The organism is Arthrobacter sp. 754, assembly GCF_040548695.1.
Lineage (GTDB): Bacteria > Actinomycetota > Actinomycetes > Actinomycetales > Micrococcaceae > Arthrobacter.
This window is the reverse complement of record NZ_JBEPSC010000004.1, coordinates 507576-520567: the sequence shown is the minus strand read 5'-3', so window position 1 is coordinate 520567 and position 12992 is coordinate 507576. Positions and strand designations below refer to the sequence as shown.

14 protein-coding genes are annotated in these 12992 nt (G+C 66.4%); 5 read left to right on the top strand and 9 right to left on the bottom strand.

Translation table 11 applies throughout. From position 1 onward, the window contains the following. Window positions 1-50: 50 nt before the first annotated feature. The 6 genes from ABIA70_RS14605 to ABIA70_RS14580 all read right to left on the bottom strand — a co-directional run bounded on the left by ABIA70_RS14605 (window position 51) and on the right by ABIA70_RS14580 (window position 7236). Window positions 51-968 (bottom strand): dihydrodipicolinate synthase family protein, encoded by a 918-nt coding sequence (locus ABIA70_RS14605; protein ID WP_354148267.1) that lies wholly within the window; start codon window positions 966-968, stop codon window positions 51-53. Window positions 969-1005: 37 nt separating this feature from the next. After that, complete coding sequence (locus ABIA70_RS14600) at window positions 1006-1812, bottom strand: ATP-binding cassette domain-containing protein (RefSeq protein ID WP_354148266.1); 807 nt, start codon at window positions 1810-1812, stop codon at window positions 1006-1008. After that, window positions 1809-3953, bottom strand: coding sequence for a dipeptide/oligopeptide/nickel ABC transporter permease/ATP-binding protein (locus ABIA70_RS14595; RefSeq protein WP_354148265.1), 2145 nt, complete (start codon window positions 3951-3953; stop codon window positions 1809-1811). Before ABIA70_RS14595 ends, ABIA70_RS14600 begins: the two co-directional genes overlap by 4 nt. A 3-nt stretch (window positions 3954-3956) precedes the next feature. Beyond that, on the bottom strand, window positions 3957-4913 hold the full coding sequence (locus ABIA70_RS14590; RefSeq protein ID WP_108598073.1) for an ABC transporter permease: 957 nt from the start codon (window positions 4911-4913) through the stop codon (window positions 3957-3959). A gap of 111 nt (window positions 4914-5024) precedes the next feature. Further along, a complete protein-coding gene (locus tag ABIA70_RS14585) occupies window positions 5025-6650 on the bottom strand; it encodes an ABC transporter substrate-binding protein (protein WP_354148264.1) in 1626 nt (541 codons plus the stop codon). Between the two features lie 274 nt (window positions 6651-6924). Further along, entirely contained in the window at window positions 6925-7236 is a 312-nt protein-coding gene (locus tag ABIA70_RS14580; protein ID WP_354148263.1) for a sialidase family protein, read from the bottom strand. 65 nt (window positions 7237-7301) lie between these two features. On the opposite strand from ABIA70_RS14580, the gene ABIA70_RS14575 reads away from it, so the two are divergent. Further along, window positions 7302-8258 carry a carbohydrate kinase family protein gene (locus ABIA70_RS14575; RefSeq protein ID WP_354148262.1) on the top strand — a complete coding sequence of 319 codons (957 nt, stop codon included), beginning with the start codon at window positions 7302-7304 and terminating at the stop codon, window positions 8256-8258. 8 nt (window positions 8259-8266) lie between these two features. Here the strand turns inward: ABIA70_RS14575 and ABIA70_RS14570 are convergent, their stop codons facing one another. Beyond that, complete coding sequence (locus tag ABIA70_RS14570) at window positions 8267-8638, bottom strand: LapA family protein (protein ID WP_354148261.1); 372 nt, start codon at window positions 8636-8638, stop codon at window positions 8267-8269. Window positions 8639-8732: 94 nt separating this feature from the next. Beyond that, window positions 8733-9917, bottom strand: a complete 1185-nt coding sequence (locus tag ABIA70_RS14565) for an ABC transporter substrate-binding protein (RefSeq protein WP_354148260.1) — start codon at window positions 9915-9917, stop codon at window positions 8733-8735. Between the two features lie 237 nt (window positions 9918-10154). On the opposite strand from ABIA70_RS14565, the gene ABIA70_RS14560 reads away from it, so the two are divergent. From ABIA70_RS14560 to ABIA70_RS14550, 3 genes are all read left to right on the top strand, one after another. Continuing rightward, complete coding sequence (locus ABIA70_RS14560) at window positions 10155-10973, top strand: HAD family hydrolase (RefSeq protein ID WP_354148259.1); 819 nt, start codon at window positions 10155-10157, stop codon at window positions 10971-10973. Window positions 10974-11092: 119 nt separating this feature from the next. Then, window positions 11093-11338: a hypothetical protein gene (locus tag ABIA70_RS14555; protein WP_354148258.1), complete on the top strand. Its 246-nt coding sequence runs from the start codon at window positions 11093-11095 to the stop codon at window positions 11336-11338. Between the two features lie 27 nt (window positions 11339-11365). Then, window positions 11366-12172 carry a glycerophosphodiester phosphodiesterase family protein gene (locus ABIA70_RS14550; protein WP_502917208.1) on the top strand — a complete coding sequence of 269 codons (807 nt, stop codon included), beginning with the start codon at window positions 11366-11368 and terminating at the stop codon, window positions 12170-12172. Between the two features lie 18 nt (window positions 12173-12190). Here the strand turns inward: ABIA70_RS14550 and ABIA70_RS14545 are convergent, their stop codons facing one another. Continuing rightward, window positions 12191-12613 (bottom strand): hypothetical protein, encoded by a 423-nt coding sequence (locus ABIA70_RS14545; protein ID WP_354148257.1) that lies wholly within the window; start codon window positions 12611-12613, stop codon window positions 12191-12193. A 142-nt stretch (window positions 12614-12755) separates the two neighbouring features. Here ABIA70_RS14545 and ABIA70_RS14540 point away from each other — a divergent pair, with 142 nt between their 5' ends. Further along, window positions 12756-12989, top strand: coding sequence for a DUF6480 family protein (locus ABIA70_RS14540; protein WP_354148256.1), 234 nt, complete (start codon window positions 12756-12758; stop codon window positions 12987-12989). Window positions 12990-12992: the final 3 nt, after the last annotated feature.

The following is a 12992-nucleotide window of genomic DNA, read 5'->3' as shown; positions in this document are numbered from 1 at the left end:
GGAGGGGCGCCGGCGGAACGCAGCTACCGCACCGCCCCAATCACGGCTAACTAAACGAGCCCGTTGCGTTCCAGGATGCCGCGGATTGACTTGGTTTCGTCGTCGTTGAGGGAGAGCATCGGCACGCTCATGGTGTTGGATTCGATGATGCCCATGATCTGGAGGGCGGTCTTGAAGGCGCCGAGTCCTGCTGCGCCGCCGGAGACACGGCCGTTGGGGGTGTAGACGATCTCGAAGAGATCGGCCAGGCGGTCCTGTTCGCGGGCCGCTCCGGCCCAGTCGCCGGCCTGGGCGGCGTCGAACAGGCGGCGGTAGCCGGCCGGGTCCACGTTGCCCAGCCCGGGGACGACGCCCTGGGCGCCGCCGAGGAGGGCGCCGTCAACCACTACTTCGTGGCCGGTGAAGATATCGAAGTTGGGGATATCGCGGGCGGCCAGGAGCAGCTGGCGGAAGGAGACGTCGTCTCCGGAGGAGTCTTTCACGCCGGCAATGACACCGTCGCGGCCCAGCCGGAGCAGGAGGTCGGTGGGGAGCTTGAAGTGGGTGCGGACGGGGACGTCGTAGGCGAAGATCGGCTTGTCGATGGCGGCGTGGATGGCGCGGAAGCTGGTTTCGGTTTCCGCCACGTTGCCGATCGCGTAATACATGGACGTGACCACAATGGCGTCGGCACCGAGGTCAATGACCTTCCGGGCTTCCTCGATCACGCGGTTGGTGGTCTGCTCGTTGGCGCCCACGATCAGCGGCACTGAGCCCGCGTTGGCGTCGGCGATGGTGCTGACCACAAGTTCACGCTCGGCGTTGGTCAGGTAGGGGACCTCGCCTGAGGAGCCCAGGACGAACAGTCCGGACACGCCGCCGTCGAGCAGGTGCTTGGTGACGTTCTTCAGCGACGCGGTGTCGATGCTGCCATCAGCATGGCGGGGGGTGACGACAGGCGGGATGACGCCCTGGAATTGGGTAGGCACGTGGATTCTCCGTTGGTTGGAACTGATGAAGTGAAAGCTAGATGTGCAGGAGGCTCGGGGCGGCGCCCAGGAGCTTCTTGGTGTAATCGTTGGTGGGGCTGTCGAAGACCTGCGCGGCGGTGCCCTGCTCCACGATCTTGCCGAAGTACATCACGCAGATCCGGTCCGAGACGTAGCGGACGGTCTGGATATCGTGCGAGATGAACACCATGCCCAGGTTCAGCTGGGTCTTCAGGTCCGAGAGCAGGTTCAGAACCTGCGCGCGCACCGAAACGTCCAGGGCCGACGTCGGCTCGTCCGCCACAATGATGTCCGGATCCAGGGTCAGGGCGCGGGCGATCGCCACACGCTGGCGCTGGCCGCCGGAAACCTGCGACGGCGTGACCTCGGACGCGGACTGCGGGAGGCCCACGAGGGCCAGCAGTTCCTTGACCTTGGCCGCCCGCGAAGCGGCGGTTCCGATGCCGTGGATCTGCAGCGGGTCCGTCAGGATGTCCTGGACGGTCATCCGCGGGTTCAGAGCGGTGGCCGGGTCCTGGAACACAACGGACACCGACCGCCCGAATTCCTTGCGCATCGCCGCGTTCCGCTTGATGGCCGGCTTGCCGTGGAAGAGGACCTCGCCCGACGTCGGGACCTGAAGTCCCACCAGCACGGAAGCCAGCGTGGACTTGCCGCAGCCGGACTCGCCTACGATGCCCACGGTTTCGCCGCGGCTGATGGTGAAGTCGACGCCGTCCACGGCTTTGACGATGTTGGGGCGGAACAGCCCGCCGCCGCGTGCGTGGTGATGGACCTTGACGTCCTTGAGCTCGATGCCCGGCTTATCGGTGGAAATGCTCATTTCGCATCCTCCTTCAGGTGGCTTGCCCAGTAGTGGTCGGCATCCCCGCCTCCGGCGGCGCTTACGGATGTCAGGACCAGCTTCTGGTCCGGATCGGCGTCGGACCGCAAAGAGCGCGGAGCGAAGCGGTCACCGGCGGCGAAGTCGCGCGGGGACGGGACGGTGCCGGGGATCTGGTGCAGCCGGACGGCGTCGGCCTCGATGGAGAGGACGGCACCGAGCAGGCCGCGGGTGTATTCGTGTTTGGGGTTCTGCAGGAGTTCGGACGCCTGTGCGGATTCCACTACCTGGCCTGCGTACATGACCGTGATCCGGTGGGCCAGGGAGGCTACCAGGGCGAGGTCGTGGCTGACGAAGACCATGGCAAAGCCGAGCTGTTCACGGAGATCGTTGAGCAGGTCCACCACCTGTTTCTGGACGGTGACATCCAGGGCGGTGGTGGGCTCGTCCGCCACCACGATCTTCGGCGAACGGGACAGGGCCATGGCGATCAGGACGCGCTGGCGCTGGCCGCCGGAGAGCTCGTGCGGGTAGCTGGCGAGCGTCCGGGCCGGGTCAAGCCTGACCAGTTCCAGCAGTTCGGTGGGGGTCTTGCGGCCGCCGCGCTTGGTCAGCTGCTCCAGCTGGTCCTTGATTTTCATGGAGGGGTTCAGGGAGCTCAGCGCGTCCTGGTAGACCATGGCGATCTGCTGGCCACGCAGGCCTTCGTAGGCCTTGATGCTGCTGTGCTTGGTGGCGGGATCCAGCAGTTCCTTGCCGTCGAATGTGATGGACCCGGTGACCTGGGCGGTCTTGGGCAGCAAACCCATAACGGCCAGGGAGGTGATGGACTTTCCGCAGCCCGATTCACCCACCAGGCCCATGGTTTCGCCTTCGCGGACAGTGAAGGAGACGTTGTCCACGATCGCGGTCTCGCCGAAACGGCCGGGGAATCGGATGGACAGGTTCTTCACCTCAAGGACGTTCCGGGCGCCGGCCGGAACCTGGGGGAGGCGGTCGGTGCGCGTGGCCTCGATGGCTGAGAGCAGTTCAAGTTCCTTGTCCAGGAGCAGGTGCGGGTTGGCTACGGCAAGCTTCGGATCGGCGAGGACGTCTGCCTCGGTGTAGCGCTCTTCGGTGAGGACATCACCAAAGGAGGCGCGGACGCCGTCGAGCTCGTGCTCCTCCACTACGGAGGGCTGGGCTACGGACGTCGCCACCTGGGTATCGACAGGTTCGGCGGCGGCACCCACCGCAGCGCCGGAAACAACAGCTGCCGAGCCGTCGTCGTCCTTGACGCTCACTGCCTTGCGCAGCTTCGGGTTCACCATGGCGTCGGTGAGGCCCTCGGCCAGGATGTTCAGTGACAGCACCGTCAGCAGGATGGTCACACCGGCAAAAGTGGTGGCCCACCAGCCGCCGGACAGCACCAGGTTGCGGCCGTAGGAGATGACGTTGCCCCAGGACGGCGCGGGATCCTGTACCCCGGCGCCCAGGAAGGACAGCGAGGCCTCGAGGATGATGGCGTCGGCCACCATGACCGTGGCGAACACCAGCACGGGGGCTGCGGTGTTGCGGACGATGTGCTTGAGCAGGATGTAGAAGCGGCCGGCACCGATCACACGCTCGGCGCGGACATAGTCTTCGCCGTACTGCGAGAGCACGTTGGCGCGGACCACGCGGGCCAGTTGCGGGGTGTAGATGATGGCGATCGCGATGATGATGGTGGGTACGGAGTTGCCGAAGGCTGCCAGTAGGACGGCTGCCAGGGCGATGCCGGGGAACGCCATCAGGATGTCCATCAGGCGCATGATGATTTCGTTGACGGCCTTGCTGGACGTGGCGGCGAGGGACCCCAGCAGGGCACCGACGAGGATGGCCAGGATCACGGCGCCGAGGCCGATCATCAGCGAGGACTGGGCGCCGAACAGCAGCCGGGAGAAGATGTCGCGGCCCAGCCGGTCGGTGCCGAAGAAGTGCTCGGCGCCCGGCGGGGTGGCGGGGATGAACGTTTCCAGCGGGTCATGCGGGGCGATGACCGGCGCAAAGACGGCCGCGAGGACGATCATGATGAGGAAGAGAAGGGCGATGCGGGAGCCCCAGGGCAGCGCCTTGAAACGGATGCCCGGCGCACTCAGCCGGTCTGCGAGCTTGCTGCGCATGAGCTATACCGTCCTGATTCGGGGGTTGATGAGCAGGTAGAGGAGGTCCACCACGATGTTCACCAGAACGAAGGTGACGGAGATGGTGAGCACCACGCCCTGGACCAGGTTGATGTCCAGGTTGGTGATGCCGTTCAGGATCAGCTGGCCCATGCCGGGCAGGGCGAAGATCATTTCAATCACGACGGCGCCACCCAGCAGGTAGCCCACGCGCAGTCCCAGCACGGTCACCGGAGTGACCAGGGCGTTGCGGAGGACGTTCTTGGAGACCACTTCGCCGTAGGGGACACCGTTGCCGATGGCGGTGCGGACGTAGTCGCGGTCCAGTTCCTCCACCATCGAGGTGCGGACCACACGGATCAGCGACGCCGAAACAGGGATGCCGAGCGCCAGGGCCGGGAGGGCCATGGAGTTGAGCCAGCCGCCGAAGCCGGATTCCGGCGTCGCGATTCCGCCGGAGGGGAACAGCGGGCTGGCGCCGAGGGCGAACCACTGGATCAGCAGGATGCCCAGCCAGAACGACGGCGTGGCGATCGCCGCGATCGAGAAGACGCGGACCAGCTGGTCCTGCCATTTATCGCGGTAGAGGGCGCCGAGGATGCCGAAGACCAGGGACAGGACGATCGCGATCAGGACGCCCAGGAAGGTCAGCTGCAGCGTCAGGGGGAACGCCGAGCCGATCATGGAGGCCACCGACTTTGCCGGCGGGGTGGTGACGCCGAGGTCGAAACGCAGGAGCTTGGCCAGGAAGCCGAAGTACTGCACGATCAGCGGATCGTTCAGGCCGTTTTCCTGGCGGTACTGCTGTTTGGCTTCTTCACTGGCGCCGTCACCGAGGGCCGAGCTGGCCTGGTCGCCGGGAGCTGCCTGCAGGACGAGGAAGACCAGCAGGGTGATGCCCAGGATCATTAGTGGCAGTGCTGCGAGTCTGCGGCCGAGCAGACGCAATATCGTGACCAATGTGTTCTCCGGTGTGTTTGAGGTGCTGCAGATCCTGTGTTGCGGTGCCTGCCCTGCGTGCTTCCCCGGGGATCAGGGGCGCAGGGCAGGCCTCGCAACGCAAGGGGGTGCTTAGGCGGTGCGTCCGACGTCGATGAAGGACAAGCCGGTGGTGGGCAGCGGCTTGAAGCCGTTGAGCTTCTTGTCGTCCCAGGCGCTGGGCAGTTGGCGGTGGAAGATCGGGTAGAGGGGGAGTTCCTCGGAGATCAGGTCGACGATTTCGCCGGTGATCTTCTTGGCGTCTGCCTTGGCGGCCTGGGAGCCCTTGTTCATGAGTTCCTGCAGTTTGGCGCGTTCCGGGGCGGTCCAGTAGGCGCGTTTCTCCATCCAGGTGGCGCCCGAGTAGAACCAGCTCAGGAGCAGGTCCGCGTCGTTGCCGAAGACGGAGGGATCTCCCGGGGCGGCAACCACGGAGTAGTCACCTGCACCTACGCGGTCGGTGTACAGGGCGCCGGACTGGATGCTCTTCACAGTGACCTTGACGCCCGGGAGCTTGTTCCAGGACTCGAGGATCAGCGGGGCAACATCCTTGACCCAGGCGGTGTCCGTGGTGAGCAGCTCGAACTCGAGGCTCGTCACGCCGGCTTCCTTCAGCAGCTCTTCGGCCTTCTTGGCGTCGTAGCCGTAGACGTTCTTGGCCTTGACGTAGTCCGGGTGGCCTTCCTGGAAGTAGGAGCTGGCGGGCTTGGCGTTGCCGAACAGGGCCTTCTTGATGATGGCGTCCTTGTCCAGGCCGTAGTGCAGGGCCTGGCGGACCAGCTTGTTGTTGAAAGGCGCCTTGGTGCAGTTGAACATGAGGAACATCAGGCCGAAGGACTGCACGGATTCGACCTTGACCTTGGATTTCAGGCCATCGATATCCAGGTAGGGGACATCCTCGATCGCCTGGACGCGGCCGGACTGGACGGCAGTGACGCGGGCTGCGGCGTCGGAGAGCAGGAGCCAGGTCATGCCCTTGGCCAGGGCCGGCTTGGGTCCGTTGTATCCGGCGAAGGCCTCGAAGACGATTTTGTCGTCCTTGACGGCGGAGATGAGCTTGTAGGGGCCGGTGCCGACAGGCGCTGCGTCGAAGGCCTTCAGGTCGGTGGCGAGGGCCTTGGGGACGATCTTCACCACGGAAATCCGCGGGCCGAAGCCCGGGAAGGCGTACTTAAGGGTGAACTCGACCGTTTTGGCATCCACTGGCTTGACGTCCTGGATGAACGGGATGAACTGGGAGAAGAGCGATTTGTTGGCGGGGTCCATAACGCGGGTGAAGGAGAAGGCCACGTCTTCGGTGGTGACGGGGGCGCCGTTGTGGAACGTGGCGCCGTCGCGAAGGGTCACCTGGTATGAGGTGTCGCTGACCTTCTTGGGATCTGCCGCCGCCAGTGCGTTGTACGGCTCGCGGGTGGCCGGGTGGAGCTCGATGAGTCCTTCGAAGATGTGCAGGTTGGCGGCCATCGGGGTGGCGCCGGAGGAGCTGAGCGGGTCGAAGCCGGTGGAGAGGGCGTAGGAGATGCCCGCTTCGATGGTGAGGTCCTTGTTAATTGCAGCGGAGTTGGCGGAGCCGCCGCTGGTGGTGGTGGCTGCAGGGCTGCCGCACGCCGCCACGGAGGCGGTAAATGCTGCCGCGGCGCCCATGGCACCGGTCAGCTTGAGGAAATTCCGGCGGCTGGCGTCATTGACCAGCGGCAGGTTCTTGGTGGTTACATTCATGAGGGCCTCGCCATTCCAGAAGGTTTATCGGATGTAGGACGTCCGAGCTCGTAGGACGACTGTAAGCGTCATCACAGGTCCGCGTCAAGCAGCACCCGGGTCCAACGCTCTCTCATCTCCCGCACGTTTTTCCCGGACGCTCTGGCACTTAACGCGGATTTTCACCGAACGCTTCGTCAGTTCGACTCGCGGATGTCACCCGTGCGGGTGTCAAACCTGAACGTCCGACGGCGGCGCACGGCACCGCTTTCACACTCGCCGGTTACCCCGTAGGTCACTTGGGCGAACCCGCGTGCCACATCCGCGGCGGTGACGGTATAAGCCGGGGTGAAGTGGCGGTCCGCACCACCCGCTGGGCGCCCCAGGTCCGGCCGCTGTCCTTGGTGCGGCGGAGCAGGAGGTCGATCGGGTTCGGCAGGTCGTCGAGGTTGGGGTGGCCATCGTAGGCGGCCAGCAACGTGCCTTCGCGCGAGACGGCCAGGGCCGGGATCCTGTATTGGCGGTAGCCGCCGCTGCCCCGCGTTGCGAGCACATGTTCGACGCCGGCCACGGCAGCCGTCATCGGCCGCAGGACATGGGATGTCATATCTCCTTCGTGGGTGAAGCGGGCTTTGACATGCCGGGCGGCCGCTTCTCTGGCAGAGTATGACCATGCTCACTGTTATTGGCGAGGGCCTTGTTGACGTTGTCCAGCGCGCCTCCGGAATCGAAGCCCACGTGGGCGGCAGCCCCCTCAACGTCGCGGTGGGCCTGGCCAGGCTCGACCATCCCGTGCAGTTCATCGGCCGCTACGGGCGCGACGCCTACGGCGATTCGGTGGCGGCGCACCTTCGAACGAGTTCAGTCATGCTGCCGCTGGGCCCCGATGACCTGCCCACCAGCGTGGCCACCGCCCTGATTGACGACGACGGCGCCGCCACCTACACGTTCGACCTCGCCTGGGAGCTTCCCGGCCTGGCGGACCGCCTGGCGTTCATGCTGCAGGGAACCACCCTGCTGCACACGGGCTCCATCGCCACGATGCTGGCGCCCGGCGCCGCGGACGTTCTGGCCGCCGTCGAGCACGCCCACCCTGCCGCCACCATCAGTTTCGACCCGAACTGCCGGCCCAGCATCGTCACCGACGTGGGCTACGCGCGGCGGCAGGCAGAGAAGTTTGTCACCCTGTCAGACGTGGTCAAGGCCTCGGACGAGGATCTGGCGTGGCTCTACCCGCGTTCGGACGTGCTGGACTCGGCGCGCCGCTGGCTGGCACTGGGCGGCTCGGAAGGGCCTGCCATGGTGGTTGTCACGCGCGGTGCGGCCGGCCCGTGGGGCGTCACAGCAGCTGGTGAGGCGGAGTACCCCGCACCGAAAGTGGAGGTCGCGGATACCGTGGGAGCCGGGGACTCGTTCATGGCCGCGCTGCTCTCCGGGATCGTGGACCGGGGCCTGGACGGCGCCCAGAACCGGCAGGAATTGAGGGAGCTTCCGGCCGAGAGCCTGGCGGAACTCCTGGCCCACGCCTCCCGCGCGGCCGCTGTCACCGTCTCCCGGCCCGGCGCCAACCCGCCAACCCGCGCGGAAATGAACGCAATCCCGGAGGTGTACCCGGAGGCCGCGGAGTAGCTCGGGGACTACTGGCCTGTGACTCTACGGCGCCGTTTTTCACTGTGCCGCAGCTGAAGGATGCGGGCGCCGCCGGCGATTGCCACCAGGATGCCGCCTCCCACCGCTGCAATGAAGAAGGCCACACCCTGGGCAAGCCGGCCCTCAAAGCCGAGGAATTTCACCGCCACCATGTCCTGGTTCTGGATGAAGAAGATGATCAGCAGCACCAGCACTACGAGGCTGACAGCCACCGCACTCCAGATGACGGCAGCCCGGGTAACGCGGTTGGGTGCGGCCGCGCCCGCCGGGGGAGGCGCAGGTTCCGTGCGCTGGACCGTGGGCTTGCTATCCGGCGTCGGGGGTACCGCGCCGGGCGTCAGTGGTTCTTCTGTGCTCATAAGCCATTGTCTCTCCAGCGGGGTGTTTTGGCGGGACCCGGGAGGGCTGGCCGTTTCGGCGGAGCCGGGTCGTGGCGCCGAAGCGGGCCGGGCGCTACTCCTTGCCCAGCCCCGCAGCCGGGGTCTTGTCCCCGGTCACCTCGTTGAGGGCGGTGAGATCGAAGATGCCGTTGATGTCCGCCTGCTTGGTGGTGCCGGCCTCCACGCCGTCCTTGAGCAGCTTGGGGTAGGTTCCGGCGAGCGGATCCACGGTGAAGACGATGTTCTTCAACGACCGCTCGATGACGTCGGCCTTAAGTTCCGCGCCCGCTGCTTCCTTGAGCGCAGCATTGATGACGGTCGCCTTTTCGGCTGACGTTGCAGTGTTCAGCCACTCCACGGATTTCACGTGGCCCTGGAGCAGCGCCTTGATGGTGTCCGGGTGTTCGTCCGCGAACTTCTGGTTCACGATCAGGATGGTGGTGGGGAACTCGCCTGCCTTACCGGAGAGGGAACCGTCCCAGAGGTCCTTTTCGTCCACCAGCACCTTGGCGCCGGCGGTCAGCACCAGCCGGGAGGCCCAGGGTTCAGGCAACCAAGCGCCGTCGAGCTTTCCGTCCTGGAACAGCTTCAGCGTCTGCGCGTTCTCGGTGGGGTTGATGGCGACGTCGCCGCTGCCGTCCACATTGGTCTTGTAGCCCTGCGCCGACAGCCAGGCACGGAGCGCCACGTCCTGGGTGCCGCCAAGCTGCGGGGAAGCGAGCGTCTTTCCCTTCAGGTCGGCGGCCGAGGTGATCTCCGGCTTCACCACCAGCTGCGCGCCGCCTGCTGCGGCGCCGGCGATGATGTGCACCGACTCGCCTGCGCTCTTCACGAAGGAGTTGATCGCCGGGTTCGGCCCGATGTACGTGGCGTCGATGGCGCCGGCGTTCAGCGCCTCGATCGCGGCGGGTCCGGCGTTGAACACCTGGGTGCTGAGCTTGGTGCCGCCCAGTTCCCCGGCGATGTAGCCCTGGCTGACCCCCACCAGAGCCGGGGCGTGGGTGACGTTGCCGAAGTAGCCGAGCTTGAGCTCCGCCGCGGGGTTGCCGGCCGGAGCGGCGACTGACGCGGGGGAGGTGCCGGCGTTGCTGGCAGAGACGGCGGAAGCCACGGCAACGCCGCCGCCCACCAGGGCCAGGAGGCCGGCGGCAATGCCGATCTTCAGGCCGAGGGGACGTTTGGGGGCGGTCGGTTGCCCGGCCACGATGCGGGTGGATGCCTGGTGGTTCTGCGGACTGTTGCCCTGGGGAGTTGTCATGGAATTTCCTTTGCTGGCGGAGATGCTGGTGATGAGATTACGGAGCACCCCGCGGTGCCACAACGGTTCCTGACGCGGGCGTTAACGGGGCGTAGCGAAGGCTCAACATGACGTAGCGCAGCGTCAAGAATCGTCGCGGGACGACTCGGGCGGTCCTGCCCGCGGCAGGCCCGCGGAGCACCCCCGGAGGGCCCGCAGGCGGCCCGGGAAGCCTGCCGGGCCACGTAGACTGGCAGGATGCGGCTCGTAGCAAGTGATATTGACGGAACGATTCTTGGGCACGACGGAAAGATCAGCGACCGCACCGTCCGCGCCTTCCATGCCTGCCGTGAGGCCGGCGTCGAGCTGGTTTTTGTCACCGGGCGGCCGCCGCGGTGGCTCCACCCGCTCGAAGAGCAGCTCGGCCACACCGGCACGGTGATCTGTTCCAACGGCGCCGTGGTGTGGGACCTTGAGCAAGACAGACTTGTCTCGGCGCGGACGCTGAGCATTGATGCGGTCCTGGAAATCCGGCGGATCATCAAGGACGTCCACCCTGCCGCACTCTTCGCAGCGGAAACGCTGACCGGGTTCCACCTGGAGCCTGGTTTCATTGAGAACGGCTCCGGCGAGCTGCTGGCAGAGTTCACCCCGGCCGCGCTGGCCGAAACCCTCACCAAGGACGACGCCGTCGTGAAGTTCCTGGCCATCGTCAGGGAGGGCACCCCGGACGACTTCCTCGCAGCGGTCCGCCCCGCCGTCGCACATCTCGCGTTCGCCACCCACTCCGCGCCCAGCGTGGCCATGCTGGAACTGTCCTTTCCCGGCGTCAACAAGGCCGTCACCCTGGCCGAGTACGCGGGCTCCCTGGGGATCGACGCGGCCGACGTCGTGGCGTTCGGGGACATGCCCAATGACATCGAGATGCTCCGCTGGGCCGGTCACGGGTATGCCATGGCCAGCGGCCACCCCGAAGCCATCCGCGCAGCCGGGCAGCAGGCACCGCACTTCGACGACGACGGCGTGGCCCAGGTCCTCGAGGCCAGGCTCGCGGCGCTGGGTGTGGAGCTGGCCTGACCGGCGGCTTCGGCTTTCCCGCGCCTGGCGCGGAACATTCACAGCCTGCGCTCACCTGCCGTTCATCTTTGCCCCCTAGCGTGGTCCCTGGATACACATCCACAGCTTGAGGGGAAGTCATGGCAAGGAACAGCAACCGCGCCGCCGAGGCGCCGCTGCGCCCGGCAGAGCCGGCAGAGCACTGGAAAGCACTCAAAGAGGGCGACCGCGTGCGGGTCCGCCTCACCCCTGGTTTCGAAACCGGCGGCCTCGTGGATGCAATCACCTGGGACCACACCGCCGTGTGGGTGGATCTCGACGGCGGCAAGGGCCGCACCCTGCTGCACTGCAGCGACGGCGTGGAGATAGAGCCGCAGGACGCCTAGCCCCAGGCCCCGGGGTACGCTCACAACGTGACCTTGCCCTTTTTCGACCGTTCCCCGGACGATGCGCATCCAGCCGGGCCCATCGCCATGGCCCACCGCGGGTTTTCCCGGGAGGGGCTGGAAAACTCGATGGCCGCGTTCCGCGCCGCCGTCGAACTCGGCTACCGGCACCTCGAAACGGATGTCCACACCACCTCCGACGGCGTGCTGGTGCTGTTTCACGATGACACCCTGGACCGGGTCACCGACGGGCGCGGCCGGATCTCCGAACTGACCGCCGCCGAAGTTGCCGCGGCCCGGATCGGCGGTCGTGAGCCGGTGCCGCTGTTCGATGAACTGCTCACGGCGTTTCCCGATGCCCGGCTGAACCTGGACGTTAAGGACTGGAACTCCGTGCAGAGCCTGGCTGCGGGGATTGAGCGGCACGCCGCCCATGACCGCGTCCTGGTGGCCAGCTTCTCGGACCGCCGACGCCGGGCGGTGCTGAAGCTGCTCAGCCGGCCGGTGGCGTCGTCGGCAGGCCGGATGACCATCTCGCTGTTCGTCCTTTTGGGACCGGTGCTCCCGGCTTCTTTGCTGCGCGCTGTGCTGCGCGGTGCGTTGCGCGACGTCCAGGCGCTGCAGGTTCCCGTTCGTTACGGTGCCGTCCGGGTGGTGACGCAGGCCTCGGTTCGCCGCGCCCACACCCTCGGGCTGGTGGTCCATGTGTGGACCATCAACGAACCCGCCGAGATGCACCGGCTGCTGGACCTCGGCGTGGATGGGATCGTGACCGACCGCGCGGACCTGCTGACACAGGTACTGCAGGAACGGGACCGGCGGCCCCAGGGCTGAGCCGGAGACTGGCCGGTTTCAGCTGCGTCCAAGATTGGTGGACGGATCTTCGTCACCCTCGCCGGGATCGGCCCGCAAGGTATCCGGATCGCCGTTCGGCAAGCCGCCGGGACCAGGAACGTCACGTGGAACGTCCGCCGACGCTGACCCTGCCGACGAATCCGCTGCGGACGATTCCGTTGCCGCCGATTCGTCACTGCCTTCAGGCCCGGTGGGATTCGCAGACACCGGTCCGGTGGCGGGGCCGGGCTTCAGGCCGGGGGCCTTCTCTTTTTCGGCTTCCATGGCGTTGGACCCCTCGCTGATGGAGGAGTGCACTTCAACGTCGCTGTTCGGATCGGTCGGCTCCGGGATTTGGGTGCCTTCAGTGGGCGATGACGTGCCCGCCAGATCCTCCATGGCGTTTTCCGCGGCCTTGCCGATGCTGTCTCCAATGCCCATCTGACTGCTCCTTCGTGACGATGAGGGCCGGCCGACTGCCTGCCGGTCCGCCGGTCTGCTACCGTTCCAGAATTATCAGCATGCTTACAATTAGTCCAGAGCTGTGGAGAAACCCAGCCGATTATGGAGAGGAAACCGCACCATGAGCAGTTACCATCCGGAGAACGATCCCGCGAACCCCGATCAGCCGGGGCGTCACCAGCAAGAGCGCGGCCAGGCAGGGCACGGGCAGCCCGGCAAAGACTCTGCAGCCTCGGCGAACCCTGACCCCGCAGAAGGAAACATCACCGGCCTGGAGCCGGGCGGCGGCGTCCCGCCGGGCGAAACCCCGCCGGCAGAGGACCAGATGAGCGGTGATCAGGGGCACGCCGAGTAGCCG

Bases quoted from the DNA above. Each gene is read 5' to 3' on its own strand.
- ABIA70_RS14585 (WP_354148264.1), bottom strand. From the start codon at position 6,650: ATGAATGTAACCACCAAGAACCTGCCGCTGGTCAATGACGCCAGCCGC.
- ABIA70_RS14575 (WP_354148262.1), top strand. From the start codon at position 7,302: ATGCTCACTGTTATTGGCGAGGGCCTTGTTGACGTTGTCCAGCGCGCC.
- ABIA70_RS14545 (WP_354148257.1), bottom strand. From the start codon at position 12,613: ATGGGCATTGGAGACAGCATCGGCAAGGCCGCGGAAAACGCCATGGAG.
- ABIA70_RS14595 (WP_354148265.1), bottom strand. From the start codon at position 3,953: ATGCGCAGCAAGCTCGCAGACCGGCTGAGTGCGCCGGGCATCCGTTTC.
- ABIA70_RS14600 (WP_354148266.1), bottom strand. From the start codon at position 1,812: ATGAGCATTTCCACCGATAAGCCGGGCATCGAGCTCAAGGACGTCAAG.
- ABIA70_RS14570 (WP_354148261.1), bottom strand. From the start codon at position 8,638: ATGAGCACAGAAGAACCACTGACGCCCGGCGCGGTACCCCCGACGCCG.
- ABIA70_RS14580 (WP_354148263.1), bottom strand. From the start codon at position 7,236: ATGACATCCCATGTCCTGCGGCCGATGACGGCTGCCGTGGCCGGCGTC.
- ABIA70_RS14560 (WP_354148259.1), top strand. From the start codon at position 10,155: ATGCGGCTCGTAGCAAGTGATATTGACGGAACGATTCTTGGGCACGAC.
- ABIA70_RS14565 (WP_354148260.1), bottom strand. From the start codon at position 9,917: ATGACAACTCCCCAGGGCAACAGTCCGCAGAACCACCAGGCATCCACC.
- ABIA70_RS14540 (WP_354148256.1), top strand. From the start codon at position 12,756: ATGAGCAGTTACCATCCGGAGAACGATCCCGCGAACCCCGATCAGCCG.
- ABIA70_RS14555 (WP_354148258.1), top strand. From the start codon at position 11,093: ATGGCAAGGAACAGCAACCGCGCCGCCGAGGCGCCGCTGCGCCCGGCA.